The sequence below is a fragment of the Rhizobacter terrae genome (assembly GCF_003852895.1).
Classification (GTDB): domain Bacteria; phylum Pseudomonadota; class Gammaproteobacteria; order Burkholderiales; family Burkholderiaceae_C; genus Albitalea; species Albitalea terrae.
This window is the reverse complement of the sequence record NZ_QUSW01000001.1, coordinates 836,540-861,820: the sequence shown is the minus strand read 5'-3', so window position 1 is coordinate 861,820 and position 25,281 is coordinate 836,540. Positions and strand designations below refer to the sequence as shown.

The 25,281-nt window shown below is 67.1% G+C and carries 26 protein-coding genes, 1 tRNA gene and 1 pseudogene; 12 read left to right on the top strand and 16 right to left on the bottom strand.

What is annotated here, in order from left to right; genetic code table 11:
* The 7 genes from feoB to DZC73_RS03940 form a co-directional block, all read right to left on the bottom strand.
* Positions 1-1,890 (bottom strand): ferrous iron transporter B, encoded by a 1,890-nt coding sequence (feoB, locus tag DZC73_RS03970; RefSeq protein ID WP_124538871.1) that lies wholly within the window; start codon positions 1,888-1,890, stop codon positions 1-3.
* Positions 1,891-1,894: 4 nt separating this feature from the next.
* Entirely contained in the window at positions 1,895-2,182 is a 288-nt protein-coding gene (locus DZC73_RS03965; protein ID WP_235834977.1) for a FeoA family protein, read from the bottom strand.
* An 88-nt stretch (positions 2,183-2,270) separates the two neighbouring features.
* Complete coding sequence (locus DZC73_RS03960) at positions 2,271-2,744, bottom strand: DUF4405 domain-containing protein (RefSeq protein ID WP_124538870.1); 474 nt, start codon at positions 2,742-2,744, stop codon at positions 2,271-2,273.
* Between the two features lie 9 nt (positions 2,745-2,753).
* Entirely contained in the window at positions 2,754-3,488 is a 735-nt protein-coding gene (locus DZC73_RS03955) for an FAD:protein FMN transferase (protein WP_124538869.1), read from the bottom strand.
* Positions 3,485-4,027, bottom strand: a complete 543-nt coding sequence (locus DZC73_RS03950) for an FMN-binding protein (RefSeq protein ID WP_124538868.1) — start codon at positions 4,025-4,027, stop codon at positions 3,485-3,487. Before DZC73_RS03950 ends, DZC73_RS03955 begins: the two co-directional genes overlap by 4 nt.
* Complete coding sequence (locus DZC73_RS03945) at positions 4,027-5,346, bottom strand: hypothetical protein (RefSeq protein WP_235834976.1); 1,320 nt, start codon at positions 5,344-5,346, stop codon at positions 4,027-4,029. Before DZC73_RS03945 ends, DZC73_RS03950 begins: the two co-directional genes overlap by 1 nt.
* A gap of 39 nt (positions 5,347-5,385) precedes the next feature.
* Positions 5,386-6,600, bottom strand: coding sequence for a cytochrome-c peroxidase (locus DZC73_RS03940; RefSeq protein ID WP_235834975.1), 1,215 nt, complete (start codon positions 6,598-6,600; stop codon positions 5,386-5,388).
* A gap of 193 nt (positions 6,601-6,793) precedes the next feature.
* Here DZC73_RS03940 and bfr point away from each other — a divergent pair, with 193 nt between their 5' ends.
* From bfr to DZC73_RS03920, 4 genes are all read left to right on the top strand, one after another.
* The gene (bfr, locus tag DZC73_RS03935; protein ID WP_124538867.1) at positions 6,794-7,270 is read left to right on the top strand and encodes a bacterioferritin; all 477 of its coding nucleotides are present in this window, start codon (positions 6,794-6,796) and stop codon (positions 7,268-7,270) included.
* A 33-nt stretch (positions 7,271-7,303) separates the two neighbouring features.
* A complete protein-coding gene (locus DZC73_RS03930; RefSeq protein WP_124539497.1) occupies positions 7,304-7,525 on the top strand; it encodes a (2Fe-2S)-binding protein in 222 nt (73 codons plus the stop codon).
* 85 nt (positions 7,526-7,610) lie between these two features.
* Positions 7,611-8,927 (top strand): serine--tRNA ligase, encoded by a 1,317-nt coding sequence (serS, locus tag DZC73_RS03925; RefSeq protein WP_124538866.1) that lies wholly within the window; start codon positions 7,611-7,613, stop codon positions 8,925-8,927.
* Positions 8,928-8,997: 70 nt separating this feature from the next.
* Positions 8,998-9,088, top strand: a tRNA-Ser gene (locus DZC73_RS03920).
* A 119-nt stretch (positions 9,089-9,207) separates the two neighbouring features.
* Here DZC73_RS03920 and DZC73_RS30650 read toward each other — a convergent pair.
* A pseudogene (locus DZC73_RS30650) lies at positions 9,208-9,300 on the bottom strand (PEP-CTERM sorting domain-containing protein); the annotation flags it as partial.
* A gap of 1,111 nt (positions 9,301-10,411) precedes the next feature.
* Here DZC73_RS30650 and DZC73_RS03910 point away from each other — a divergent pair.
* From DZC73_RS03910 to DZC73_RS03895, 4 genes are all read left to right on the top strand, one after another.
* Positions 10,412-10,957, top strand: a complete 546-nt coding sequence (locus DZC73_RS03910; protein WP_124538865.1) for a Spy/CpxP family protein refolding chaperone — start codon at positions 10,412-10,414, stop codon at positions 10,955-10,957.
* 83 nt (positions 10,958-11,040) lie between these two features.
* On the top strand, positions 11,041-11,754 hold the full coding sequence (locus DZC73_RS03905; RefSeq protein ID WP_124538864.1) for a response regulator: 714 nt from the start codon (positions 11,041-11,043) through the stop codon (positions 11,752-11,754).
* Between the two features lie 6 nt (positions 11,755-11,760).
* A complete protein-coding gene (locus tag DZC73_RS03900; RefSeq protein WP_124538863.1) occupies positions 11,761-13,143 on the top strand; it encodes a sensor histidine kinase in 1,383 nt (460 codons plus the stop codon).
* Between the two features lie 87 nt (positions 13,144-13,230).
* On the top strand, positions 13,231-14,538 hold the full coding sequence (locus tag DZC73_RS03895; RefSeq protein ID WP_124538862.1) for a saccharopine dehydrogenase family protein: 1,308 nt from the start codon (positions 13,231-13,233) through the stop codon (positions 14,536-14,538).
* Here the strand turns inward: DZC73_RS03895 and DZC73_RS03890 are convergent.
* The 4 genes from DZC73_RS03890 to DZC73_RS03875 all read right to left on the bottom strand — a co-directional run bounded on the left by DZC73_RS03890 (position 14,535) and on the right by DZC73_RS03875 (position 18,014).
* Positions 14,535-15,938: an MATE family efflux transporter gene (locus DZC73_RS03890; RefSeq protein ID WP_235834973.1), complete on the bottom strand. Its 1,404-nt coding sequence runs from the start codon at positions 15,936-15,938 to the stop codon at positions 14,535-14,537. The genes DZC73_RS03895 and DZC73_RS03890 overlap by 4 nt on opposite strands.
* On the bottom strand, positions 15,935-16,408 hold the full coding sequence (locus DZC73_RS03885) for a DUF3717 domain-containing protein (RefSeq protein ID WP_124538860.1): 474 nt from the start codon (positions 16,406-16,408) through the stop codon (positions 15,935-15,937). The genes DZC73_RS03890 and DZC73_RS03885 overlap by 4 nt, the downstream gene beginning before the upstream one ends.
* A gap of 80 nt (positions 16,409-16,488) precedes the next feature.
* Positions 16,489-17,364, bottom strand: a complete 876-nt coding sequence (locus tag DZC73_RS03880) for a pirin family protein (RefSeq protein WP_124538859.1) — start codon at positions 17,362-17,364, stop codon at positions 16,489-16,491.
* A 47-nt stretch (positions 17,365-17,411) separates the two neighbouring features.
* On the bottom strand, positions 17,412-18,014 hold the full coding sequence (locus tag DZC73_RS03875) for an FMN-dependent NADH-azoreductase (RefSeq protein WP_124538858.1): 603 nt from the start codon (positions 18,012-18,014) through the stop codon (positions 17,412-17,414).
* 97 nt (positions 18,015-18,111) lie between these two features.
* Here DZC73_RS03875 and DZC73_RS03870 point away from each other — a divergent pair, with 97 nt between their 5' ends.
* Complete coding sequence (locus tag DZC73_RS03870) at positions 18,112-19,092, top strand: LysR family transcriptional regulator (protein ID WP_328589473.1); 981 nt, start codon at positions 18,112-18,114, stop codon at positions 19,090-19,092.
* Between the two features lie 17 nt (positions 19,093-19,109).
* Here DZC73_RS03870 and DZC73_RS03865 read toward each other — a convergent pair whose 3' ends face one another.
* Positions 19,110-20,318, bottom strand: coding sequence for a tryptophan--tRNA ligase (locus tag DZC73_RS03865; RefSeq protein ID WP_124538857.1), 1,209 nt, complete (start codon positions 20,316-20,318; stop codon positions 19,110-19,112).
* Positions 20,319-20,388: 70 nt separating this feature from the next.
* On the opposite strand from DZC73_RS03865, the gene purN reads away from it, so the two are divergent.
* Complete coding sequence (gene purN / locus DZC73_RS03860) at positions 20,389-21,015, top strand: phosphoribosylglycinamide formyltransferase (protein WP_124539494.1); 627 nt, start codon at positions 20,389-20,391, stop codon at positions 21,013-21,015.
* A gap of 35 nt (positions 21,016-21,050) precedes the next feature.
* On the opposite strand, the gene DZC73_RS03855 is transcribed toward purN, so the two are convergent.
* From DZC73_RS03855 to DZC73_RS03845, 3 genes are read right to left on the bottom strand one after another with little or no spacing between them, the layout of a single operon-like run.
* Positions 21,051-21,695 (bottom strand): glutathione S-transferase family protein, encoded by a 645-nt coding sequence (locus DZC73_RS03855; RefSeq protein ID WP_124538856.1) that lies wholly within the window; start codon positions 21,693-21,695, stop codon positions 21,051-21,053.
* Positions 21,696-21,720: 25 nt separating this feature from the next.
* Positions 21,721-22,362, bottom strand: coding sequence for a DUF1345 domain-containing protein (locus DZC73_RS03850; RefSeq protein ID WP_124538855.1), 642 nt, complete (start codon positions 22,360-22,362; stop codon positions 21,721-21,723).
* A gap of 6 nt (positions 22,363-22,368) precedes the next feature.
* Positions 22,369-22,605: a DUF1653 domain-containing protein gene (locus tag DZC73_RS03845; RefSeq protein WP_124538854.1), complete on the bottom strand. Its 237-nt coding sequence runs from the start codon at positions 22,603-22,605 to the stop codon at positions 22,369-22,371.
* A gap of 23 nt (positions 22,606-22,628) precedes the next feature.
* On the opposite strand from DZC73_RS03845, the gene DZC73_RS03840 reads away from it, so the two are divergent.
* Together DZC73_RS03840 and DZC73_RS03835 are read left to right on the top strand one after the other, a co-directional pair.
* Complete coding sequence (locus tag DZC73_RS03840; RefSeq protein WP_124538853.1) at positions 22,629-23,888, top strand: RsmB/NOP family class I SAM-dependent RNA methyltransferase; 1,260 nt, start codon at positions 22,629-22,631, stop codon at positions 23,886-23,888.
* 129 nt (positions 23,889-24,017) lie between these two features.
* Positions 24,018-25,241: a DesA family fatty acid desaturase gene (locus DZC73_RS03835; protein ID WP_124538852.1), complete on the top strand. Its 1,224-nt coding sequence runs from the start codon at positions 24,018-24,020 to the stop codon at positions 25,239-25,241.
* Positions 25,242-25,281: the final 40 nt, after the last annotated feature.

Genomic DNA, 25,281 nt, shown 5'->3' with positions numbered 1-25,281 from the left:
TCAGCCTCCCAACCACAAGGTGACGCGGTAGGTGACGAACGCCGCGACATAGGCGAGCACGAAGAGATACGCCGCCATCAGCACCGGGTACCGCCACGAGTTGGTCTCGCGCCGCACCACCGCGAGCGTGGAGATGCATTGCGGCGCGAAGACGTACCAGGCCAGCAGTGCATAGGCCGTGGCCAGGGACCAGCCCTGCGCGATGACAGGTGCCAGGGTGTCGGCCACCGATTCACCCGCAGCCGACAGCGAATACACCGTGCCCAGCGCACCCACCGCCACCTCACGCGCGGCCAGCCCAGGCACCAGCGCCACGGAGATCTGCCAGTTGAAGCCCAGCGGTGCAAACACGTGCTGCAGCGCCTGGCCCAGCAGGCCGGCGATGCTGTACTGGATGGCCGGGCCCGTGGCGCCTGCCGGCGGGGCCGGGTAGGTGGACAGGAACCACAGGATCACCATCAGCGAAAAGATGATCGTGCCCACGCGGCGCAGGAAGATGCGCGCGCGCTCCCACAAGCCCAGCACCAGGTTGCGCAGGCCCGGCACCCGGTAGGGCGGCAGCTCCAGCATCAGCGGCTGGTAGCTGCTCTTCATCCACACCCGCTTGAAGATCCAGGCCACGGCCATTGCCGACACCACGCCGGCCACGTACAGCGCGAACAGCGTGAGGCCGCGCAGGTTGAACGGGCCCACCGCGCGGTCGGGCACGAAGGCGCCGATGAGCAGCGCATACACCGGCAGCCGCGCGGAGCAGGTCATCAGCGGCGCGATCATGATGGTCGCGAGCCGGTCGCGCCAGTTGGCGATGGTGCGCGTGGCCATGATGCCGGGGATCGCGCAGGCGAAGCTCGACAGCAGCGGGATGAAGGCGCGGCCCGACAGCCCCACCTTGCCCATGATGTTGTCCAGCAGGAAGGCCGCGCGCGGCAGGTAGCCCGAGTCTTCCAGCAGCAGGATGAACAGGAAGAGGATGAGGATCTGCGGCAGGAAGACGATCACGCTGCCGGCGCCGGCGATGACGCCATCCACCAGCAGGCTGCGCAGCGGCCCTTCGGCCATGTGCGCGGTCGTCCATGCGCCCAGGTTCGCCATGCCCGCCTTGATCGCGTCCATGGGCACGTTGGCCCAGGAGAACACGGCCTGGAAGATGAGGAACAGCATGGCGGCCAGTAGCGCGAGGCCCCACACGGGGTGCATCACCACGCCGTCCAGCCGGTGGTGGAAGCGCTGCACCTTCATCGCGTTGGGCGCGACGCTGGCGAGGATGCGCCGCACCTCGCGCTGGAGGTCGGCCGACGAGGGCGCGTCGCCCACCAGCTTCTCTTCGTGCGTGGGCGGCAGGCCGGCGGCGAACTCGCGTTCGAGTTCGGCCAGCAACTGCGCGTGGCCGTCGTGCTTGACGGCCACCGTCTCTACCACCGCGCAGCCCAGCTCCTGCGACAGCTTCTTCACGTCGATGACCAGGCCTTCCGCGCGCGCCACGTCGGCCATGTTCAGCGCCACGATCATCGGGCGGCCCAGGCGCTTGAGCTCCAGCACCAGGCGCAGGTTCATGCGCAGGTTGGTGGCGTCGACCACGGCGACGATGGCGTCCGGCGCGGCTTCGCCATGGCGGCGGCCTTCGATGACCTCCAGCGTGACCTGCTCGTCGGGCGTGGCCGGCGTGAGGCTGTAGGCGCCGGGCAGGTCGACCACCGACAGGGCCTGGCCGCTGCGCAGCCGCGCCGTGCCGACCTTGCGCTCCACCGTCACGCCGGCGTAGTTGGCGACCTTCTGGCGTGCGCCGGTCAGCAGGTTGAACAGCGCCGTCTTGCCGCAGTTCGGGTTGCCCACCAGGGCGACGATCCAGGAAGGAGCGTGAGGGTCAGCGTGGGCGTGCGAGGCGGACATGGGTTCAGGCCTGCAAGGGCCGCACTTCGATGCACTGGGCTTCCAGCAGCCTTAGCGCGAACATGGTTTCGCCGATCAGCACCGCCAGGGGCTCTCGTCCGCCCGGCCCGCGCCGCAGCAGCTGCAGGGGCTCTCCAGGGATGAAGCCCAGCTCACCCAGCCGGCGCAGGGTGACGGCATCCACCTCCGCTGACGCGGCCACCACGCCTTCGACGGTGGCATGGGCACCATCGGGCAGGTCGGTCAGGAGCATCGTGGGCGTGGACATCGGACGGGCGTTTCGGGCATTCATGCGGCTTCGCGACCATCGCGAATGCATCCGCAAATGAGATTGTCTCTCATTTCGGTTGAGAGTTCCCTGATCGAAAGCCCTTGACCTTTCAGTCGCGCGGATGTCGTGATCTTGTTCTTCGGTGGACGAGGATCGCGGCCGTCATGGCGATGCCGACGGCGGCATGGATCCAGCCCAGCGCAGGCCGGACGGATTCCGGTGCGAAGTAGTACAGCAGGTAGCCGGTCAGCGCGAGCGTGCCGCCCGCCGCAGCCAGCGCGATGCCCGTGCCGCGCTGCTGCGCCCAGCGGTGCCGCCCGCTCATGCGCCAGCCCTGGGGGATGTGGGCGCCGGCGAGTGCGCCCAGCAGGAAGAGCCCGAAGAAGGCGGCCAGGCCGTGCAGCTTCATGCTCCAGGCCTCCAGCGGGTGCGGCAGCTCACCCGCGCCTGCCCCGACCGTGTAGTGCAGCCACAACCACGCCACCCCGGTGGCCAGCAGCACCAGGCCGCTCGCGTAAAGCAGTGCGCGCTGCCACCGAGGCAGGCCGTGATGGCGATGGGATCGGGGGACGTGACGGGTCATCGGAATCGCTCAATGCAGCCAGCCCTGGGCGCCATGGCGCGCGAGCAGGGGATGGGCAGTATCGCCGGTGATGGCCAGGACCTTGGTGAGGGCGTCGGCCCACAGGCATGACGCAGCGGCGACGCTGGCATGGGCATGGACGGCCAAGGAGCCGGCCAGCGGGCGTGAACCCGGGGCGAAGTGGCTCGTGGCAAAGGCGCCGTCGCGCAGGAGGCCGAAGTCGCGCACGCCGCCGGTGGCCTCGTCGCGAAGCTGCAGCGGAAGGTCGATGTCGCCGAATGCGCGCAGGTCGCCGCCGGCGTTGACCCATCCCGCCGGGGAGCCCGCGGCGATGAGGACGGTGACGGCGCAATCGACGGCGTGTCCCTTGGCGATGCCGCCCAGGTCCAGCTGCACGCCGGCGCTCAGTTTGTGAAGGCGGTCTGCGTCGATCCGCCATGCGTGGGTGCCGCTGCCCAGTGAGATGTCGAAACGCCCGTCCGTCTCGGCACGCAAGACGTCGGCCGCTGCGAGGACCGATTGCGCATGGGTTCCGATGCCGATGACATCGCCTTCGTTGGCCGCATTGAACCGGCCGACATCGCTGCTCGCCTCGAAGCGCGAGAGAGCGGCCTGCACTTCGCTGATCGCGGCAAACGCGACGTCGTGCATGGCAGCGCCCTCAGGCAGTCCCACCTCCACCAGCGTTCCCAGCAGAGGCTTCGCGCGACGCACCCAGGCGTTGCCGCGAGCGGCGATGTTCACCCCAACGCCCCGCTGCGGCGCGCCAGGTCGACGATGCTCACGATGCGCTTGATGCCATCGGTCACGTGCTTGCAGCTCAGCGTGGCGCCGCTGATGTTGGCGATGTCCTCGCCGACCTGGATGGGCGACGCCACCGTCTTGCCCACGAACTGGCGGCGCCAGGCGGGCAGGCGGATTTCCTGGCCGTGGCTCTCGCGGTACGAGAGGATCTCCACCTGCTTCACGGTGCCATCGGCGGCGAGGCCCACGGCGTAGGTGATGAGCTCGAACTTGCCGACCACGTCGTCCACCACCACGGTGCCCAGCACGGTGGTGCCGTGGTGCGCGACCTTGATCGTCCACTTCGCCGAACGGGCCTGCACGCCCTGCGCGGCAAGCTTCTGCATCTGCGTGGCGTCGAGCACGACGTCGCGCGACTCGAAGCGGTCGGCATCGGGGAACATGAGCTTGGCCGCCTGTTCCGCGCTCATGTAGTCGACGGCGAAAGCACTCGCCGGCGCCAGCGCGGCGGCCGAGACGGCGGCGAGCGTCAGGCGCATCAGAAGCTCCAGCCCAGGCCCAGGTTCAGGCGGTTGTTGTCGCTGTTCTCGCGGAAGCGCTGCACATCGGCCTTCACCACGATGCCGGGCGTGAGCTGGAAGTTCGCGCCCAGGGTCACGACCTGCTCGGTGGGCAAGGCGCTGGGCGTGAGGCCGGGGCCGAGCTCGGCGAAGCTGCGTGCGGTGTTGAAGCGCTCCAGGCGCGCGAAGGGCGACAGCACGTAGTCGCCGCTGCTCCACAGGCGGTAGGCGGCCTGCGCGTACCAGCCGTCGAAGGACTTCGGGATCAGCGTCGCGCTGCCCACCAGCGGTGTGTTGAGGGCGGCGGTGTTGCTGATGCTGCCACGTGCGTAGACGGCGGCGAGATCCCAGCGGCCGGGGTTCCAGCGCACGTGGGCGTCCCACAGGGTGACGCGCGCGCTGGCGGCCGCCTGGCCGTGCGTGGCGCCGCCGGTGAACAGCGATCCGCCCAACAGCAGGCCGGGAATGCCGCGCCAGTTCACGGCGCCGAAGACTGCGAGGTCGCGTGCCTTGGCCAGGGCCATTTCCTGGTGGATCGCGCCCAACGGCGATTCCGTGCCCTCGGTGGAGGTGGCATCCCACTTGGTCAGGTCGAAGCTGGTGCTCAGGCCGCCTTGCACGGTCAGGCCATTGTCGAGGTTGGCCACGAGCTGCACACCGCCTTCGCGCCAGGTGCTGGGGATGATGGCGGTCTCGACGAAGTTGCGCTCCACGCCGTAGAAGGCGGTCGGCTCGTGGTTCTCGTTCAGCAGGCCTGACGGAATCAGGAAGAGGCCCGCACGAACCGCCAGGCCGGGCTGGAATTCATGTTCGACATAGGCCTGCTCGACTTCGACTTCGCCGGGGTCTTCGGCCGAGGCCACTGCGTGTTCGACTTCCAGCTCCGTCACCACCTTCGTCTTCTTGTCGAAGCGGTGCTGGTAGCCCAGCACGAAGCGGCGCACGTCCGCCTGGGCGTTCTGGCTGGCCTTGTTCGGGCGGTTGTAGTTGAGCTCGCCGTAGCTGGTCAGCACGGTGGCGGGCTCAACGGGAGCAGCAGCGGCGGCAGCGGCCACCGGTGCTGCGGCCGGGGCGGCAGCCGTCGTCGCGGGCTTTGGAGCGTCTGCGGCAGCAGCATTGCGCTGGGCCTGGATCTGAGCGAGCTGGGCCTTCACGGCGGCGAGTTCCGCGGCGAGCTGGTCCAGCTTGCGGGCGAGTTCGGCTTCCGTGGCGGTCTGCGCGAAGGCCTGGGTGCCGCCCAGGGCGAGCGCTGCGGCCAGCGCGATCTTCGAGGCGGGCAGGAATCGGCGGTTGTTCATGTCGTTGGCGTCGATGAGGGGGTTCGGAACTGGTGCGGCTCAATGGGCGTAGCCGTCGGTCAGCGTCTGCAGGAAGGCGATGAGGTCGTCGATCTCCGCGTCGCTGAGCGCGGGCGCGTCGCCGGGCTTGCGGTTGTAGGGCACCTCGGTCACGTTCACGTTGGCCTTGTATGGCGCGGGCAGGTCGTCGAACTTGTTGATGCTGCCGTCGGCGTTGCGCGAGTAGAACTTCTCCGGGTTGGTGTCGCGCTGCACGTAGAAGGTGAGCGCGTCCTTGAGCGTCTTGAATCGGCCGTTGTGGAAGAAGCTCTTGCGCAATGCCACGTTGCGCAGCGAGGGCACCTTGAAGGCGCCGCACAGGTCCGCGCGCGTCAGCAGGTCGCCGTTCTCGCGGGCGCACAGGCCCAGGTCGAAGAAGGCGGGGTTGGCGTTGTGCAGCAGGTCCGGGTTGCGGGGGATGCCCAGGTTGTCGTAGGTAAAGTCGGTGAACAGCGGGTGGCTGCCGTCCGCGCTCTTGGTGGCCGGATGGCAGGCGGCGCAGTTGCCTTTGGCCGGGTTGTTGAAGAGCGCGAAGCCGCGCAGTTCCTGCTCGGTGAAGGTGGCCTTGCCGCGCAGCATGTCGTCGAACTTGCTGGTGAACGGGTGGAAGGCGGGGTCTTCCTGTTCGAACTTCTGCAGCGCGAGCGTCATGCGGGCGAAGGCGTCGTCGGGGCGGCTGAAGATGTCCTCGCCGAAGGCCTTCTTGAAGTCCGCGGCGTAGGTGGCCTTGGAGAGCTTGTCGACCACCGAGGCCACGTCGGTGTTGGCCATTTCCACCGGGTTGGTGAACGGGCGGCCGGCCTGGTCCTGCAGCGAGCTGGCGCGGCCGTCCCAGAAGAAGCCGCCGGTGGGGGTGCCTTCGGCGTCGAAGAAAAACGCGGTGTTGGTCGACAGGTAGCGGATGGACGGCGAGCTGCGGTGGCCCTGGAGTTCCAGCATCACGCCGCCCATCTGGGCAGGCAGGTCGTTGTCCGCGGCATGGCCGTTGGCGGCCACGTGGCAGGTGGCGCAGGCCTGGCGGCCCGAAGCGGACAGGGAGGTGTCGTTGAAGATCTTTTCGCCCAGTGCTGCCTGGGCGGACAAGGCCGCAGCGGTGCTGGTGCTGACGCCGCTGCTGCTGGCGGCCGTTCCGCCGCCGCCGCACGCCGACAAGGCCCAGGCGGCCATCAGGGCCAGGGCCATCCCGGCGCGGCCGCGGCTGTCGAAATCCTTCACCTCAGACTCCCTCGTGAAAAAGCGCCCGAAAGAGCGCTGTATTCAGTATTGCAAATGAGAACGGTTTTCAATAATAATAGCATCTGTCTTCACTGATGCCTACCCCAGGGCGCGCAGTGGCGGCACCTCGATGGCCCTGACTTCACCCACAATGGCCGTTTGTCCATTGCAGAAGCAGCCCAGAGGAGGCCCCATGAAAGGCGACCCGCAAGTCATCGCGCACCTGAACGCACAGCTGAAGAACGAGCTCACGGCGACGAACCAGTACTTCCTGCATTACCGAATGCTCAAGCACTGGGGTTTCGACAAGCTCGCGAAGAAGGAGTACGAGGAGTCGATCGGCGAGATGAAACACGCCGACCGGCTCATGGAACGGATCTTCACGCTCGACGGCCTGCCCAACCTGCAAGACCTGGGCAAGCTGCTGATCGGGGAGAACGTGCCCGAGATGCTGGCCTGCGACCTGCAGTTGGAGACCGGCGCCCAGGGCACGATCAAGGATGGGATTGCGTACTGCGAGTCGGTGCGCGACTACGTCTCGCGGGACATCCTGCAAGACATCCTTGATGACACCGAGGAACACATCGATTTCCTCGAGACGCAGATCGATCTGGTCGGCAAGGTGGGTTTGGAAAACTACCTGCAGTCCCAGATGGGTGAGGCGAGCTAGACGGGTCTTGCTGCAGCAGTACAGAGGTTGACGATGATTGTTTGCGTGTGCCGCCGGATTTCCGACCACCAGATTCGCCAGGCTGCGGCCGATGGCGCCGTCAGCCTTGAGTGCCTGCAGTTCGACCTCGGCGTGGCCACCCAATGCGGACGCTGTGCCGACTGTGCCTCCAAGGTGCTGTGTGACGCGCGGGCTGCGCAGGCGCCCGTCGCCGCGCACGCCAATGTGCAGGTGATGCGGCCGCAGATGGCCTGATTCCTCCGCCGGCGGGCTGCGCCTGCCTACAATCCCGGGCTTCACGGTTACTTCATCCGGCGCCACTCGCAGTGGCCGCAAGCCCATGCTCGACATCAACCTGCTGCGCAAGGACCTTCCCGGCGTCATCGCACGCCTGGAAAAGCGCAAGTCGCCCCAGCCATTCCTCGACGTGGACCGCTTCACGTCGCTGGAATCCGAGCGCAAGACCATCCAGACGCGCACCGAAGAGCTCCAGGCGCTGCGCAACTCCCTGTCCAAGCAGATCGGCCAGCTCAAGTCCAAGGGCGAGGACACCGCGCCGGTGATGGCTCAAGTGGGCGGCATCGGTGATGAACTCAAGGCCTCGGTCGAGCGGCTGGAGGTGATCCAGGCCGAGCTGTCGAACCTGCTGATGGCCGTGCCCAACCTGCCGCACGACAGCGTGCCCGCGGGTGCGGACGAGAACGCGAACGTCGAGGTGCGCCGCTGGGGCACGCCGCGTGAACTGGGCTTCGAACCCAAGGACCACGTGGACCTTGGCGCCCCGCTGGGCCTGGATTTCGACACCGGCACCAAGCTGTCGGGCTCGCGCTTCAGCTTCCTGCGTGGCCCGGTCGCCAAGCTGCACCGGGCGCTGGCGCAGTTCATGCTCGACACGCAGACCGGCGAGCACGGCTACACCGAGTGCTACACGCCCTACATCGTCAACCGCGAGATCCTCGAAGGCACGGGCCAACTGCCCAAGTTCAAGGACCAGATGTTCTGGGTTTACCGCGGCGAGGAAAGCGAAGGCGGCGAAGCGGTGGCTGCCGGCTCGGAGCAGTACCTCATCTCCACCTCGGAAATCTCCCTGACCAACACCGTGCGCGAGTCGGTGCTGGCGGCCGACGCGTTGCCCATCAAGCTCACTGCGCACAGCCCCTGCTTCCGAAGCGAAGCGGGCAGCGCTGGGCGCGACACCCGCGGCATGATCCGCCAGCACCAGTTCGACAAGGTCGAGATGGTGCAGGTGGTGAACCCGGAGACCAGCTACGACGCTCTGGAGGAGATGACCCGCCACGCAGAGGCCATCCTGCAGAAGTTGGGGCTGCCCTACCGCGTGGTGGCCCTGTGCACCGGCGACCTGGGTTTCGGTTCCACCAAGACCTACGACCTCGAGGTGTGGCTGCCGGCGCAGAAGATGTACCGCGAGATCAGCTCATGCTCGAACTGCGAGGCCTTCCAGGCGCGGCGCATGCAGGCACGCTTCAAGAATGCGCAGGGCAAGAACGAACTGGTCCACACGCTGAACGGCTCTGGACTGGCGGTGGGTCGCGCGCTGGTGGCCGTGCTGGAGAACTACCAGAACGCCGACGGCAGCATCACCATCCCCGAGGTGCTGCGACCCTACTTCGGCGGCAAGGAATTGCTCAAAGCTTGAGTTAGAATCTAAGGCTTGGCTGGACCCGCCAAGCCGCCGCGGCCTTCGTCAGGAGGCGCGGAAGAATTCTGGAGAGGTGGCAGAGTGGTCGAATGCGCCGGACTCGAAATCCGGTATACGGTTATACCGTATCGAGGGTTCGAATCCCTCCTTCTCCGCCAGGAAGAGCAAAGGCCGATTGAGTGATCAATCGGCCTTTTTGTTTGTCCGGCCCGGGCGCATCGCGCCAAAGAAAAACGGGAGCCGAAGCTCCCGTTTGTTCTTGAGGGGTGAACCTCGATCAGGCAGCGCGGCGACGGCGAGCCATGAAGCCGACGATGCCCAGGCCAGCCAGCATCAGGGCATAGGTCTCGGGTTCCGGAACGGCCGGGACGGGGGTGCCGCCCACGCCGGCGAAGCCGAAGATGAAGGTGTCGGGCGTGCCATCGGTCAGGCCGGTGCGCGAGTTCTGGCCCAGCGAGTACACCTCGGCGCCCACAGCGCCCAGGGCGGCGAAGGCAGCGGTTTCGGAGCCAGCGGCACCGTAGAAGATGTCGAAGGACACCGACTCGCCAGCGGCCACGGAGCCGAAGTCGAAGGTGAAGTACGCGCCGTGGTCGGTCGGGCCGGAGTCCACGAAGTTCACGTTGGTCGTGCCGCCGGCCAGTGCGCCGGGGTTGGACAGCGGGTTCGGGGTGGCGAAGCCGTTGTCGTTCGAGAAGATCAGCTTGGTCGCGCCCACGCCGCCGATGGTGACGTATTCATTGAACTCGGTCGGGGGGATGTCCCAGTCCATCGAACGGGAGTAGCGAACCACGGCAGAGGCGCCGCTGTTGTTCGTCAGGGTCACGTGGTCCTTGACCAGCGCGCTGCTGGCGGACATGCCGTATTCCTGCTTGACTTGCAGGCCAGAGGCGCCGCCCACGTTCACGATGGAAGTGGCGCTGGAAGCGGTGGAGCCGAAGCTCACGAGGCCCACGTTCACGTTGCCGCCGTTGGCATTGGCAGACCAGCCCGCCGTGCCGCCCAGCGAAGCACCCCAGCCTTCACAGAGGCAGCCCGGGGTGATGCCATCGCCCACACCGGCCAGTGCGATGCCGACGCCGCCGAAGCCGAGGGCGCCCATGTCCTGGATGCCGAGCGAAGCGCCGCCAGCGGTGGTGATGACTTGGCCGGCCTGGGCCGACAGGGCCAGCACGCTCAGTGCTGCGAAGGATGCGAATTGGAACTTTTTCATGTTGCTCCTCAGGGGTGATCAATGGTCAGGGAAATCCCGTACTGAACGCGTGACTCACCGCGTTTGTGCGAATTAGGCAACTTGTGACCAGACGAAAACATCCCCCGGACGCGGGGGTCAATCGAAATTAGGGGGTATTTGTTGGAACTATTTGTACAGCCCTTGACGGCGGCCAATTCACTGATCTTTACCGGCAGGAAATTTGATCGACACCCCTGCATCCCAAGATGACTGCCATGGGATTCGCCCATTCAACAGGAGTAGTGACATGAATGAATCGGCAACGGTGAACTCGACGGCTGCGGGCAAGGCGCGTGGTCTGAAGCGACTGGCTGCAGGCGTGGTGATCGCCGTGACCGCCAGCATCGGCCTGACGGCCCTGGCTCAGCCCATGCCCGGCGGCCACCACGGCGGTGGCTTCGGTGGTCCGGGGCTGTTCATGGGCTCGCCCGAACACATCGGACGCGCGGTCGATCACGTGCTGGACGGCGTGAACGCCACGGACGCGCAGCGCACCCAGATCAAGCAGATCGTGACCCAGGCCGCGGCCGACCTGAAGGCGCAGCGTGATGCCGGACGTGCCCTGCACGAGCGCAGCATGCAGATCTTCACCGCACCGACGGTGGATGCCGCCGCTGCCGAGTCGGTGCGCCAGCAGATGCTCACGCAGCACGACACCGCCAGCCGCCGTGTGCTGCAGGCCATGTTGGACATCAGCCGCGTGCTGACGCCTGAGCAGCGCGCCAAGCTGGCCGAGCGCATGCAAGAGCGGCACAAGCGCATGCAGGAGCGCATGCAGCGAGACGGCAAATGATCCTGCTGTGAGCTGAGCGCCTGACCAACGCAACCCACGCCCCGCCATTCGCGGGGCGCTCGTTTTGAGTTCCAATGTCTTCCATGACCACCCGCCTCCTGCTGATCGACGATGACGCCCGCCTTTCCGCCATGGTGGGGGACTACCTGCGAAGCGGCGGCTACGAGATCGACTCGGTCGGCTCGCTGGCGGCCGGCCGCGACCGCCTCGCCGCTGGCCAGTACGACGGCCTGGTCCTGGACCTGATGCTCCCCGACGGCGATGGCCTGGACCTGTGCCGGGAACTGCGGTCCAGCCCGCGCACCCGCACGCTGCCGCTGCTGATGCTGACCGCCCGCGGCGAGCCCATGGACCGCATCGTCGGACTGGAACTCGGTGCCGACGACTACCTGCCCAAGCCCTTCGAGCCGCGTGAACTGCTGGCCCGGGTCAAGGCGCTGCTGCGCCGGGCCGCGCCCGCTCCCAGCGAGGAAGAGGTGCTTCGCTTCGGCCGCCTGGAGATCGACCTCGGCGAGCGCGTCGCACGCCTGGACAGCAAGCCCTGCGACCTCACCAGCCATCAGTTCGACCTGCTGGTCGTGCTCGCGCAAAGCCCCGGCCGCGTGCTGTCGCGCGACCAGATCATGGATGCGCTCAAGGGCCATCCGCTGGAAGCCTTCGACCGCTCCATCGACGTCCACATCTCGCGCATCCGCGCGGTGATCGAGGACGACCCCAAGATGCCGCGGCGGGTGCTGACCGTGCGTGGCGCCGGCTACGTCTTCGCCAGAAAGCAGGACGCGGACGACGCACGGTAAGCCGGCTTGAGAACCCTCGCCCTTCGCATCTACCTCACCGTCGTGGCGGTGCTGGCGTTGTTCGCCTTTGCCTCGGGCTGGGTGTTTCAGCATCACATCGAACAGGAGCGCACGCGTGCCAATTCGGCGGTGGCCGAGCGCATGGCCGCCTGGGGCGACCTGATCCAGCGTTCGCTGCCCGGCGTCGACGCGCCACGCCCCGACCAGGCCGCCGCGCTGCTGGATTGGTCATTGCGCCTGCGCATTCCGCTGGCGCTGGACAGTCCCAACGGGGAGCGCATCGGCACGTCCGAGTCTTACCAGCGGCGCCAAACTGAAGGCATGGGCCGGGGTTTCGCGATCAAGCTGGAAGATGGCCGCACGCTGTGGGTGATGCGTCCGGGGCTGCGCGCCAATGTCGGCAACGCCAACCTGCCGCCGCGCATGCAAGGGGGGCCCCCTCCGCCGGGCGGGCCTCATCCGGCGCTGCAAGGCGACGGGCCGTTGATCAGTCTGCCGTTCCTGCCGCCTTCGCTGCAGCCGGGCTTCGGCCTCGTGCTGGTGCTGGTGGTGCTGTTCGTCGCCGTGACCGTCGGCGCGTATCCCGTCGTGCGCGCGCTGACACGACGGTTGCAGGCGCTCAAGAGCGGCATGGAGACTTTCGGCGAAGGCAACCTCGGCCATCGTGTCGAGGTGGTGGGCAAGGACGAAGTGGCCTCGGTGGCCTCCAGCTTCAACGCCGCGGCTTCGCGCATCGAGGCGCTCGTGCGTTCGCACCAGTCGCTGCTGGCCAATGCCAGCCATGAGCTGCGTTCGCCGCTGGCGCGGCTGAAGATGGCGGTATCGATGATCGACGAGGCCGACGAGTCGCAGCGCACGCGGCTCAAGCGCGAGATCAACACCAACGTGGCCGAGCTCGATGAACTCGTCGAGGAGGTGCTGCTGGCGAGCCGGCTGGATTCCCTGCGCGACATCGAGCATCGCGAGCGCATCGACGTGGTGGGCCTGGCCGCGGAAGAAGCCTCCCGCGTGGATGCCGCGGTGGATGCGCCCGCCGATGGCCAGCCACTCACGGTCGTCGCCGACGAGCGCCTGACGCGGCGTGCCCTGCGCAACCTGCTCGAGAACGCGCGCCGCTATGGCGGTGACGATGTGAGCGTGGTCGTTCGCCGCCAAGCCAACCTGGTCGAGATGCAGGTGTGCGACCGCGGCCACGGCGTGCCGGCCGAGCTGCGCGAACGCATCTTCGAGCCGTTCTATCGCCTGCCCGGCCATGCCGAGAAATCCGGCGGCGTGGGCCTGGGCCTGAGCCTGGTCAAGCAGATCGCCGAGCGCCATGGCGGCAGCGTGCGATGCGAGCCGCGCCCTGGCGGCGGCAGCTGCTTCATCCTGGCGCTGCCCGCGGGCTGACACGCCGCGGTTTCAGTCGCACACAGCCTTCCGGTTCGCCGGGCACGCCTTCCGGCGTAAGCTCGCGCACTCTGACGGAGGTGCGAGATGCCCGCGAAACCCTTCGACGTGGTGGTGTTCGGCGCCACCGGCTTCACTGGCCGGCAGGCGGTGCTCGCGATGATCCACCGCTGCGCGACGCAATCGGTGACGTGGGCTGTGGCCGGGCGCAGTGCCGACAAGCTCGCTGCGCTGGTGTCGGAGCTCGTGCCGTCAGCCGCAGAGCCACCGGCCGTGCTGGTGGCCGATGCCGACGACCTCGATGCCGTGCACACCCTGGCGGCGCAGACGCGGGTGCTGATCAACCTGGCCGGGCCTTATGCCAAGCGTGGCGAGGCGGTGGTGCAGGCCTGCATCGCCAACGGCGCCCACTACCTGGACCTGAGCGGCGAGACCTTCTGGGTGCAGCAGATGATCGCGCGGCATCATCGCGCGGCGAAGAGTGCCAAGCTGAAGATCATTCCCTGCTGCGGCTATGAGTCGCTGCCCTTCGACATTGCGACGCTGTGGATGGCCAATCAGGTAAGGGAGCACCATGCCGAACCCTGCCGCGAGGTGAAGGTCGTGGTGAGCTTCACCGGCAAGCGCATCACGAGCGTTGCCGATGCGGTGAGCGGCGGCACGGTGGCGTCCCTGTCGTCCATGCTGGAGCTGGACACCACCGACTGCGTGCGCAATCCGGCTTGCCTGCTGCCCGCTGATGCGAGCGACGCCCACGAGGTGGCCGAGCGCAATGCCTACCGTTTCATCCCACGCTTCGACGAAGACGTGGGTGCGGTGACGGCGCCCAACATCCCCGCGCCTTTCGTCAACCCGCCGATCGTGCTGCGTTCGCAGGCGCTGATGGCTGGCGAGGGGCTGTTCGCGCCGGACTTCCGCTACGCCGAGGCGATGAACATGAAGAGCATGGTGCCCGAGGTGAGCTTCCTGCCCGACGCAGCCTCGCTGCCTTTGCAGTGGGCGGCTGCGGCGTCGCTGGCTGCGCCTCTGGCGAATCTGAGCGCAGCGCTGGCCGGACCGTTGAAGTTCGAGCGCGGTGCCCTGCGCAAGGTGGTGGATTGGCTGGCGCCCAAGCCCGGCAAGGGGCCGAGCGAAGAAGCCTTGTCCGGCACTGGCTATGTCTTCGACCTCTTCGCCGTGTCGCAAAGCGGCAAGAAGCTGCGCGGCCGATTGGAAGCGCAGGGGCACCCGGGCTATCGATCGACGCCGGAGATGCTGGTCACCTCGGCGATCGGCCTGGCCAAGGGCACGCTGGGCCGCACGCCGCATGTGGGCGTGGTGACGCCAGCAGCGGGACTGGGCATCGAAGCCGTCGGCGCCCTGCGCGAGGCGGGCGTGACTTTCAGCCTCGCCTAGCGTGAACTGCGCTGGCGCAGCATCCAGATCAGGAAACTTGCCAGGCACGATGCAGCCAGCGTCAGCCCGGTGGTGGATGCCGCCCAGAAGCCGAGCGCACCTTGCAGCGCGGGCGGCGATTGTCCCGTGAGATTGAAGGCCAGCACGTACCCGCCGCCCAGGCCCACGCCCCACAGCGACCCGGCGTAGATCAACACCGGCACCGTCGCGATCTTGTAGGCACGCAGCGTGAACGCCGTGATGGTCTGCACCGCATCGGCGATGTGAAAGAGCAGCACCCAGGCCAGCAGCGGCATGGCCGCTGCGATGATGACCTCGTCGTGGGTGTAGGCGTGCATCAGGCTTTGCCGCGTGAGGTACACCACTGCGCCCATGGCCGAAGCGATGATCACGCCCACCTGCAGCCCGTGCCAGCCGATGCGGGCGGCGTCGCGCGCGTCGTCGGCGCCGATGCGCTGCGCCACCAGCGTGCTGGTCGCATTGGCCAGGGCCAGCGGCATCATGAACATCACCGACACCATGTTCACCGCGATCTGGTGGCCAGCCACCGGCGTGGGGCCCAGCCGCGCGATGAAGAAGGCCATGAAGGTGAAGCCCGTCACCTCGATGCCGATGGACAGGCCCATGGGCACGCCCAGGTGCAGCAAGCCCATGAGGCTCGCGCGGTCGGGCAATGCCAGCGAGCCTGAGGCCAAGCCGAAGCGGGCATAGAACGGATCGCGCCGCAGCACCTCCCAGGCCGCGAACAACTGGCAGCCCATCACCATGGCGGTGGCGATGCCGCAGCCCTGCGCGCCGAAGGCCGGAACATGCAGCGGGCCCAGGTCCGCGCCGAACACCAGCACGGCGTTCAGCGGCACCTTCAGCACCAGCGCACCGAACTGCAGGGCCATCACGATCTTGGGCCGCGACACCGCGGTGTTGAAGCCGCGGAACGCGGTGAACAGCAGCGCCGATGGCAGCGCGAAGGCCAGCGCATGCAGGTAGCCGCGCACCTTCTCGGCCACCTCGCCTTCGGCATGCGACAGGGCAAGGAAGGGTTGCGGGAAGAGCAGGACCGTGCAGCCCAGCACCGACATGAACAGCGCCAGCCAGATGGCCTGGTGCAATTGCCGCCCGGCCTCCTGCAGCTTGCCCGCACCGAACAACTGCCCGGCGATCGGACCGATCGCGAGGATCACGCCCATGAAGCCGACGAACACCGTGATGTACACCGCGCCGCCCACGGCCAGCGCAGCAAGGTCGACGGCCGAATGGCGCGCGGTCATCACCGTGTCCACCGTGCTGAAGGCCAGCACCGCGAGCTGCCCGAAGAACAGCGGCCACGCGAGGGCGGCGATGCGCCGGGCGTCGTGCAGCAGCCCGCGTCGCGCGGGCGTGCCTGGGACGGCAGCGCTCAAGCGGCCGACTCCGACGGGCGGGAGGATTTCTCCAGGCTGTCAGGCGGCGGGTGATCCACACCGGTCGCTTCGCGCGCCCGTTCAGCGTAGCGATTGAAGCGCCAGGCTGTGCCTTCCATGGTGATGCGCCGCCAGGTGGCGCGTTTCTCGGCCGGCGTCATCACCGGCCAGTGCTGCACTTCGTCGAAGCTGCGGCCGCAGCCCTTGCAGACGTTGTCGCCCTGGCTGGTGGAGCAGATGGCGATGCACGGCGCATCCGGCGTGCTGGCGTACCAGCCCAGCCAGGCGTCCATTGCCTTCTGGGGCATGGAGTCCTCGTCGCACACGTTCTCGTGGTAGTACACCATCAGCGCATACACCTCGGCGAGCGCAAGCACTTCCGGGCAGGCGGTGATGCCGTCCGGCGAAGGATGCTTGTCGCGCCACCAGTTGATGGCGGATTCGATGTCGGTGATGTGGATGCCGGCCATGGGACGTGCGCAGGGCACCGGGAAGGGGCGCCAAGGATAGCGCCCTTTCGCAAACCCGCACCGGCGGCGGGCGAGGAAGGTCAGGCCCCGGTGAACTTGCCAGCCTGGAAGTCCTGCACCGCCTGGAAGATCTCTTCCTTGCTGTTCATCACGAAGGGGCCGTACTGGACGATGGGCTCGTTCAGCGGCGCCCCTGCAATGAGCAGCGCACGCGCCGGAGCATCTGCATGCAGCACCACGCCATCGCCGCCATTGCGCAGGATGGCCATGCGCTGCGACGGCACCGCGGCGTTGCCCACGCGCAGTTCGCCGCGGTAGACGTAGACGAAGGCGTTGTGCGTGGCGGGCAGGGCCTGCGCAAAATGCGAACCGGCGTCGAAGTGCAGGTCCAGGTACAGCGGCTGCGTGCCTTGCCGCTGCAGCGCGCCGTCGATGCCGTGGCTGGCACCGGCGATGACGCGTGCCGTCACGCCTGCATCCGTCGTGAACTCGGGAATCTCGTCGCTCTGGATGTCGCGATACCACGGCGCCTTCATCTTGTCCGCGGCCGGCAGGTTCAGCCACAGCTGGAAGCCTTCCATGCGGCCATCTTCCTGTTCGGGCAGCTCCGAGTGCACGACGCCCCGGCCGGCGGTCATCCATTGCACGCCGCCGTTGCTCAGCAGGCCTTCATGGCCCGCGCTGTCGCGGTGGCGCATGCGCCCGGCGATCATGTAGGTGATGGTCTCGAAGCCGCGGTGTGGATGGTCCGGGAAGCCGCCGATGTAGTCCTCGCGCCGGTCGGTGCCGAAGGCGTCGAGCATGAGGTACGGGTCCAGGCGGCGCTGCAGCGGTTGCGTCAGCACTCGGGTGAGTTTCACGCCCGCGCCATCGGAGGTGGCCTGCCCGGCCACCAACCGCTCGACCTCGCGCGGTTGCGCAATCGTGTCGTGGCGGACAAGGGTGGCGGTGGACATGGCGGTCTCCTTCGATGGCGGGTTGCGAGTGTGAGTCAACGCGTGGTTCAGGCGGGCAGCAGTTCGTCGATCTGGCTCTGAGCCGAAGCCAGGGCCTTCTGTTCCGCGTCGGCGCCCATGGCCATGCCTTCAGCGTAGATGAACTGCACGTCAGTCAGGCCGATGAAGCCGAGGAAGGCCTTGAGGTAGGGCACTTGCGTGTCGGCGGGGGTGTTGCGGTACAGGCCGCCGCGGGTCAGCGCGACGTAGACCTTCTTGCCGGTCACCAGGCCGACGGGGCCCTTCTCGGTGTAGCGGAAGGTGACGCCGGCGCGGGCGATCGCGTCGATCCAGTGCTTGAGCTGGGCGGGCACGCCGAAGTTGTACATCGGCACGCCCAGCACGATCACGTCAGAGTTCTTGAGCTCGGCGATCACCGCATCGTCCAGCTCGACGCGGGCTTGCTGCTCGGGCGTGCGCTGGTCGGCGGGCGTGAAGATGGCGGTGATGGCGGCTTCGTCCAGCGCCGGGTGGGGCGCCAGGCCCAGGTCACGAATGGTCAGTTCGTTGGCGGGGTGGGCAGCCTGCAGGCGCTCCACGATCTGGGCGGCCAGGCGGGACGATTGGGAAGCTTGGGGACGCTGGCTGGAATTGATTTGCAGGATCTTCATGGTGTCTCTCCGGTGGGTTGTCTGAAGCGGTGAAAGTCACTTTAGTTGTCCCACTGGAAGGCCGGAAGATACTGAATTGGATAAGATTGTTCCACTGATGGAACGATTGAGGCCGATCATGGACCTGGAAGCCAACGACCTGATGCTGTTCGCCAAGGTGGTGGACGAAGGCAGCTTCAGCCGCGCGGCAGACAAGGTGGGGCTGCCCAAGTCCACCGTGTCGCGCCGCATCGCCACGCTGGAATCGCATCTGGGCGAGCGGCTGCTGTTGCGCACGACGCGCAAGCTCACCGTCACCGACTTCGGCCACAGCGTGCTGGAGCATGCGCACCAGGTGTCGGCCGAGGTGGCTGCGGCCCAGCAGCTGGCACAGCATCGGCAGGTTGAACCCAGCGGGCGGCTGCGCGTGTCCATGCCGGGCGACTTTGCCAGTGCCGTGCTGGGCGGGATGATGGCGGCGTTCATGCGCAAGTACCCCCAGGTCACGCTGGAGGTAGACCTCACGCCGCGTCGCGTGGACCTGGTCGGCGAGAACTTCGACCTTGCCTTGCGCATGGGTGAACTGGGCGACGACGCCACCCTGGCGGCTCGGCTCGTCGCGCGCTTTTCCGTCGGGCTGTATGCGTCGCCGGGCTACATCGCCGAGCACGGCATGCCCAGCGAGCCGGAAGCACTGATGGAGCACGAGGGCCTTCGCATCCTTACCCGCACCGGCGAGCCGCAACGCTGGACACTGACACGGGGCGAGCAGCGCTGGGAAGGCGTGGTGCCGGGTCGGGCCGTCGCCAATTCACCCGAGCTGCTGATGCGCCTGGCGCGTGCCGGTGCCGGCATCGCGGCGGTGACGGACCATTTCGCGATGCCCCATGTGCGGGACGGTGAACTCGTTCCGGTGCTTCAGGACTGGATGCAGCCGGAGACCGACTGCTGGGCGGTGTTCCCGGGGCGGCGCCTGATGCCGGCGCGCACCCGGGTGTTCCTCGATGCACTTGCCGCGCAGTTCAGCGCGCCGGAGTGCCATGCCGTCAAGCAGAAGCTGCAGGACGAGAAGGAAAAGGCTCGGCCGCGGGCGGCCTGAGCCGGGAGCCTCTTCCCTCAGTACACCAGCCCCATTGCATCGCGCACGTCGCGCATGGTCTCGCGCGCGACGGTGCGGGCGCGCTCGGTGCCGACCTCGACGATCCAGTGCACCTGCTTCGGATTGCTGAGGTAGGCCTCGGCGCGCTCGCGCCAGGGCTGCTGTTCCTTCTTGATCGCGTCGATCACCGGCTGCTTGCAGTCCAGGCAACCAATGCCGGCGGTGGTGCAGCCCTGCTTCGCCCAGGCCTGGGTGGGGGCGTCCGAATACACCTGGTGGAACTGCCACACCGGGCACTTGTCGGGGTTGCCCGGGTCGGTGCGGTGCACGCGCGCCGGGTCGGTGGGCATGCGCTTGATCTTGCGCTCGACCTCGGCAGGCTCCTCGCGCATGGCGATGGTGTTGCCGTAGCTCTTGCTCATCTTGTCGCCGTCCAGGCCCGGCAGCTTGCTGGTCTCGGTGAGCAGCACGGCAGGTTCGGGCAGCACGGTCTTGCCGGTGCCCTTGAGGTGGCCGGTCAGCAACTCGCTGTCCTCCGCCGTCCAGCCGGCGACGTTGGCCGCCGCCTTCTTGATGATGGATTCGCCCTTGGCCATCGCCTCGGGCTTGCCTTCCTGCTGGTGGTCCTTGCGCTGCTTTTCCAGGTAGCGGGCGTCGTCCTTGCTCAGCTTGGCAATTGCCGCCGCCACCTTGGCGTCGAAGTCCGGCGTGCGGCCATAGAGGTGGTTGAAGCGGCGCGCCACCTCGCGGGTGATTTCGACGTGCGGGGCCTGGTCCTCGCCTACAGGCACGTAGGCGGCCTTGTAGATGAGGATGTCGGCTGCCTGAAGCAGCGGGTAGCCCAGGAAGCCGTAGGTCGCGAGGTCGCGGTCCTTGAGCTTCTCCATCTGGTCCTTGTAGGTAGGCATGCGTTCCAGCCACGACAGCGGCGTGCCCATGGACAAGAGCGTGAAGAGCTCCGCATGCTCGGGCAGGCGGCTCTGGATGAAGATGGTGGCCTTCTCGGGGTCCAGGCCCGCGGCCAGCCAGTCGATCACCATGTCATAGACATTGCGCTCGATGATCTCTCGGTCTTCGTAGTGCGTGGTCAGGGCGTGCCAGTCGGCCACGAAATAGAAGCATTCGTAGTTTTCCTGCAGCTTGACCCAGTTCTTGAGCGCGCCGTGGTAGTGGCCGAGGTGCAGGGCGCCGGTGGGGCGCATGCCGGAGAGGACTCGCTGTTTCATCGCAGTGGCGGTCTGGAGGGCTGAAGGGGCAGGAGGCGGATTGTAGGTGGCCGCTACACTTTCGCCCGCCATGAAGAACATCGTGATCCTGATCTCCGGCCGCGGCTCCAACATGGAGGCGATCGTGCACGCTTGCGCGAGCGAGGGCTGGAATGCGCGGATCGCCGCGGTGGTGAGCAACCGGCCGGAGGCGGCCGGGCTCGGCTTCGCGAAGGAGCGCGGCATCGCGACGGCGGTCGTGGACCACAAGGCCTATTCCGGACGCGAGGTGTTCGATGCCGAACTGGCTCGCGTCATCGAAGGCTTCGAGCCCGATGTGCTGGTGCTGGCGGGCTTCATGCGCATCCTCTCGCCGGGCTTCGTCCAGCGTTTCGCGGGACGGATGGTGAACGTGCATCCCTCGCTGCTGCCGGCGTTCACCGGGCTGCACACGCACCGCCGTGCCATCGAGGCGGGCTGCAAGGTGGCTGGGGCCACCGTGCATCTGGTCACGGCCGAGTTGGACCACGGGCCCATCATCGTCCAGGCTGCAGTGCCGGTTCTGCCCGGCGACGACGAGGCCACGCTGGCCGCGCGCGTGCTCAGCCGCGAGCACGTGATCTACCCGAGGGCGGTGCGCTGGCTGGTGGAAGGCGTGCTGCGCGAAGAGGGTGGCGTGGTGACGCACACCGGAGGCGAGAGCCAGCTGCTGGCGTAGTGGCCACCGCCGGCCTCGCGGCTGACGACGGCGGTCTAACCCGCCTCGACCCGCGCGCAATACATCTCGATGGTCCGCTGCCACGCGGGCCGGGCCAGGCACCGATCCCGATACGACACGACGCCCTTGTGGGGCTCGATCAATCGTTCGTCCTTGATGCCGGACAAGAGCACATGCGCCATCAGGATGTCGGCCACGGTGAACTCCGTCGTGGCGACGAACTCGCGGCCGGCGAGCCAGCGCTCCAGGTTTCCGAGCATCCGATGCACCCAGCCGACCAGGAACTCGCGAGGCTTGCCGCAGCTGCCATCCGCGGTCCAGTCGTGCACCATCAGGGCGAGCAACGGTGGCTCGACCGAGTTCATCGCGGCGAAGCACCAGCGCATCACCTGCGCCTCTGCGGCACGGTCGGCAGGGATCAGTCGGCCGCACTTCTTCGCCAGATAGACCAGGATGGCGGCGGACTCGGACAGCACCAACCCGTCGTCGTCGATGGCGGGGATTTGCTGGAAAGGACTGAACCCACGATACGTCTCGCGGCTCAGGTCGTGCGCGGGGTGGTCCATGCCAGCGAGTTCGTACGGCAATTGCAACTCCTCCAGCGCCCACAGCACGCGCAGGTCGCGCGTGTGACCGCGCGCGACGGGATTGACCTTGGAAAAGCCGTAGAGCTTGAGCATGTCGACAGTCCTTCGTTGACGCTGTTCAGAACAACCCGCTCGCGATGTTGATGAAGAATGCGAGGACCGCAGTGTTGAACACGAAGGACAGCACCGATTGCGCCAGCACCACCATGCGCATGGTCTTGTCAGTGACGGTCACGTCCGAGGTCTGCAGCGCCACCGCGATGGTGAACGAGAAGTAAAGGAAGTCCACGTAGTGCGGGCGGAATTGAGGGTCGGCACCGGGGAATCCCAAGCCCATGCCGGGTTCCCGCGAGTAGTACAGGCTCGCGTAGTTCAGCGTGAAGAGCGTGGGCAGCAGCAGCCATGAGCCGGTGACGGTGACCAGGGTCAGCGCCACCTGCGCCGTGCCGGGCTGCATGTGGCCCTGCCTGCTCGCCGCCAGCTCCAGCACGATGGCCGCCAGGCTCGCCAGCGAGGCCAGCACCACCAGCACGGACACGGTCAGCGCGCCTTCCGAATGAGCCAGCGCCGCACGCTTGAGTCGGCCGTGGTCCGCGCGGTACATGGACGTCGCGATCAGCGCGAGGTACAGCCACACCGCCATGTTCCATCCAATGAGCGCGCGGGTGACCACCGTCGATGCCGGCACGGCGAGTCCCACGGCGATGCCGATCGCCGCGGCAATGAGCATGCGGGGACGGGCGCGGAAGTGGTTGGCCATGCGGCCTCAGTCCGCGATGCGCACGAAGCGGCGCACGGTCTGGCCGTCGACTTCGAGCTCACCGAAGAACATCGCATGCGGCCGCACCCACCAGCCGGAGTCGTTGTAGAGCGTCCGGTACACCACCAACGGCTCGTGCGTCTCGCTGTGCCGGGCCACGCCCATCACTTCATATTCGCCGCCTTTGTAGTGGCGGTAGCGGCCAGTCGGCGTGGGCGGCAGGGGGGCGAGGTCGGTGCTCATGGCCGCCAAGGATAATCGCGCCCATGCATCCGAACGCCCTCCTCGAACTCGCCACCGAACTGCTGCACCGCGTGATGAGGTTCGATTCGCCCGCCGACGGCGTGGTTTCCGCCTTCTTCCGCGAGCATCGCGCACTCGGCGCCCGCGAGCGCCACACCCTGGCCGAAACCACCTACAACGTGTTGCGCAACCGATTGCTGTTCCAGCACCTGGCGCAGTCGGGCAAGGGCGAGATGGAGCGGCGACTGGCCATCCTCGGCTGGCAGGGCAATGAAGGCTTCCTGCGCGCCGCGCTCAACGAGCAGGAGCAGCACTGGCTGGAGCAGGTCAAGAAGGTCGATCGAACCTCGCTGCCCGAGAAGCTGCGGCACAACCTGCCCGAGTGGCTGGCCGAGCCGCTGCACGCCGAGCTGGGCAATGAGTTCTGGCCGCTGGTGGACAGCATGAACCAGTCCGCCGCACTCGACCTGCGGGTGAACACCTTCAAGGCCAAGCGTGACGACGTGCAGGCGGCGCTGGCACAGGCCAACATCCAGGCCGTGCCGACGCCGTATTCGCCGTGGGGTCTTCGCATCGACGGCAAGCCCAACCTTGCCAAGCTCGACGTCTTCACCAAGGGCGAAATCGAAGTGCAGGACGAGGGCAGTCAGCTGCTCGCGCTGATGACCGATGCCAAGCGCGGCGAGATGGTGGTGGATTTCTGCGCCGGCGCCGGCGGCAAGACACTGGCGCTGGGTGCGGCCATGCGTAACACCGGAATGCTCTATGCCTTCGATATTTCCGGCCATCGGCTGGCGGCGCTCAAGCCGCGCCTGGCGCGCAGCGGACTGTCCAACGTCCACCCGGTTCAGATCGCCCATGAGCGCGACGCGCGCGTGAAGCGCCTGGCCGGCAAGATCGACCGCGTGCTGGTGGACGCGCCGTGCTCGGGCCTGGGCACGCTGCGCCGCAACCCGGACATGAAATGGCGGCAAAGCCCCGAAGCGATCAAGGAATTGACGCAGAAGCAGGCAGCGATCCTCGAAAGCGCCGCACGGCTGGTGAAGCCCGGTGGCCGCCTGGTCTACGCCACCTGCAGCCTGCTGGACGAAGAGAATGAGGCGATTGCCCGCGCCTTCATCGAGGCCCATGGCCGGGATTTCCAACCCTTGCCGGCCTCCGAGATCCTGGACAAGGCCCATGTGTCCGCTTCCCAGACGCTGGTTCGTGACGAATTCCTCCGTTTGTGGCCGCACAGGCACCAAACCGATGGATTTTTCGCGGCGGCCTGGGAACGCCGTTGAACCTGGGCTGATCCACCGCAAATCATGTGAATTGATGGCGGCCAACCCCGTAGTTTCCGAGGGGAATCACCAGAGGGCGTCAGTACAATGCGCATTACCCGCCGTCGGTGACGGCTTGAAGGCTTTTTCATGAATCTTCTGATGTCGGTTTGGGATGGTCTGATCAACTGGCTGGCCAATGGCCTGTCGGGCATGGCGTGGTGGCAAGTTGCCCTCTACACGCTGGTCACCACCCACATCACGATCGCGTCCGTCACGATCTTCCTGCACCGCTCGCAGGCGCACCGCGCGCTCGACCTGGGCCCCATCCCCTCGCATTTCTTCCGCCTGTGGCTGTGGCTGATGACCGGCATGGTCACCAAGGAATGGGTTGCCATCCACCGCAAGCACCACGCCAAGTGCGAGACGGAAGAAGACCCGCACAGCCCGCAGACCCGCGGCATCAAGAAGGTGCTGCTCGAGGGCAGCGAGCTCTATCGTGAAGAAGCCAAGAATCAGCAGACGCTGGCCAAGTTCGGCCACGGCACGCCCGACGACTGGATGGAGCGCAACGTCTACAGCCGTTTCACCTGGCAGGGCGTGGGCATCACGCTCATCGTCGACCTGGTGCTGTTCGGCGCCATCGGCGCGGCCGTCTGGGCCGTGCAGATGCTGTGGATTCCCATCACCGCCGCCGGCATCATCAACGGCATCGGCCACTGGTGGGGTTATCGCAATTTCGAAGCTTCGGACGCGTCGCGCAACGTGTCGCCCTGGGGCATCATCATCGGCGGCGAAGAGCTGCACAACAACCACCACACCTACCCGACCTCTGCCAAGCTGTCGGTCAAGCCCTACGAATTCGACATCGGCTGGGCCTACATCCGCGGCCTGGAGATGCTGGGCTGGGCCAAGGTGCGCAAGACCGTGCCGCAGCTCAAGCTGGGCAACGTGAAGCCGGTGGCCGACTCGCAGACGCTGGAAGCCATCATCGCCAACCGCTATGAAGTGATGGCCAAGTACGCCAAGCACCTGCGCCACGCCTGCCGCGTGGAGCTGGCCCGGCTGAAGGCCGAAGGCGCGCAGAACACCGCGAAGTGGAAGGAAATGCACTTGGCCAAGCGCTGGCTCCATCGCGACGAAGACAAGATTCCGAGCGACGTGAAGACGCAAGTGGCCAACGCCTGTGCCCAGAACGCCGGCCTCGCCAAGCTCGTGGCGATGCGCGAAGAGCTGCGCCAGCTCTGGACGCGCACCAACGTGTCGGCCGAGCAGCTCGTGATCGATCTGCAGGCCTGGTGCAAGAAGGCGGAAGAAAGCGGCATCGCCGCGCTGCAGGAGTTCGCGCTCAAGCTGCGCGCTGCACACGCCTGAGGGTCACGCCTCGCTTGAACGAAGGGCCTGCGATGCAGGC

Coding starts and splice junctions, on each gene's coding strand:
- feoB (WP_124538871.1), bottom strand. CDS start 1,890: ATGTCCGCCTCGCACGCCCACGCTGACCCTCACGCTCCTTCCTGGATC.
- DZC73_RS03965 (WP_235834977.1), bottom strand. CDS start 2,182: ATGAATGCCCGAAACGCCCGTCCGATGTCCACGCCCACGATGCTCCTG.
- DZC73_RS03960 (WP_124538870.1), bottom strand. CDS start 2,744: ATGACCCGTCACGTCCCCCGATCCCATCGCCATCACGGCCTGCCTCGG.
- DZC73_RS03950 (WP_124538868.1), bottom strand. CDS start 4,027: ATGCGCCTGACGCTCGCCGCCGTCTCGGCCGCCGCGCTGGCGCCGGCG.
- DZC73_RS03945 (WP_235834976.1), bottom strand. CDS start 5,346: ATGAACAACCGCCGATTCCTGCCCGCCTCGAAGATCGCGCTGGCCGCA.
- bfr (WP_124538867.1), top strand. CDS start 6,794: ATGAAAGGCGACCCGCAAGTCATCGCGCACCTGAACGCACAGCTGAAG.
- DZC73_RS03930 (WP_124539497.1), top strand. CDS start 7,304: ATGATTGTTTGCGTGTGCCGCCGGATTTCCGACCACCAGATTCGCCAG.
- serS (WP_124538866.1), top strand. CDS start 7,611: ATGCTCGACATCAACCTGCTGCGCAAGGACCTTCCCGGCGTCATCGCA.
- DZC73_RS03910 (WP_124538865.1), top strand. CDS start 10,412: ATGAATGAATCGGCAACGGTGAACTCGACGGCTGCGGGCAAGGCGCGT.
- DZC73_RS03905 (WP_124538864.1), top strand. CDS start 11,041: ATGACCACCCGCCTCCTGCTGATCGACGATGACGCCCGCCTTTCCGCC.
- DZC73_RS03895 (WP_124538862.1), top strand. CDS start 13,231: ATGCCCGCGAAACCCTTCGACGTGGTGGTGTTCGGCGCCACCGGCTTC.
- DZC73_RS03885 (WP_124538860.1), bottom strand. CDS start 16,408: ATGGCCGGCATCCACATCACCGACATCGAATCCGCCATCAACTGGTGG.
- DZC73_RS03880 (WP_124538859.1), bottom strand. CDS start 17,364: ATGTCCACCGCCACCCTTGTCCGCCACGACACGATTGCGCAACCGCGC.
- DZC73_RS03875 (WP_124538858.1), bottom strand. CDS start 18,014: ATGAAGATCCTGCAAATCAATTCCAGCCAGCGTCCCCAAGCTTCCCAA.
- DZC73_RS03870 (WP_328589473.1), top strand. CDS start 18,112: ATGGAACGATTGAGGCCGATCATGGACCTGGAAGCCAACGACCTGATG.
- DZC73_RS03865 (WP_124538857.1), bottom strand. CDS start 20,318: ATGAAACAGCGAGTCCTCTCCGGCATGCGCCCCACCGGCGCCCTGCAC.
- purN (WP_124539494.1), top strand. CDS start 20,389: ATGAAGAACATCGTGATCCTGATCTCCGGCCGCGGCTCCAACATGGAG.
- DZC73_RS03855 (WP_124538856.1), bottom strand. CDS start 21,695: ATGCTCAAGCTCTACGGCTTTTCCAAGGTCAATCCCGTCGCGCGCGGT.
- DZC73_RS03850 (WP_124538855.1), bottom strand. CDS start 22,362: ATGGCCAACCACTTCCGCGCCCGTCCCCGCATGCTCATTGCCGCGGCG.
- DZC73_RS03845 (WP_124538854.1), bottom strand. CDS start 22,605: ATGAGCACCGACCTCGCCCCCCTGCCGCCCACGCCGACTGGCCGCTAC.
- DZC73_RS03840 (WP_124538853.1), top strand. CDS start 22,629: ATGCATCCGAACGCCCTCCTCGAACTCGCCACCGAACTGCTGCACCGC.
- DZC73_RS03835 (WP_124538852.1), top strand. CDS start 24,018: ATGAATCTTCTGATGTCGGTTTGGGATGGTCTGATCAACTGGCTGGCC.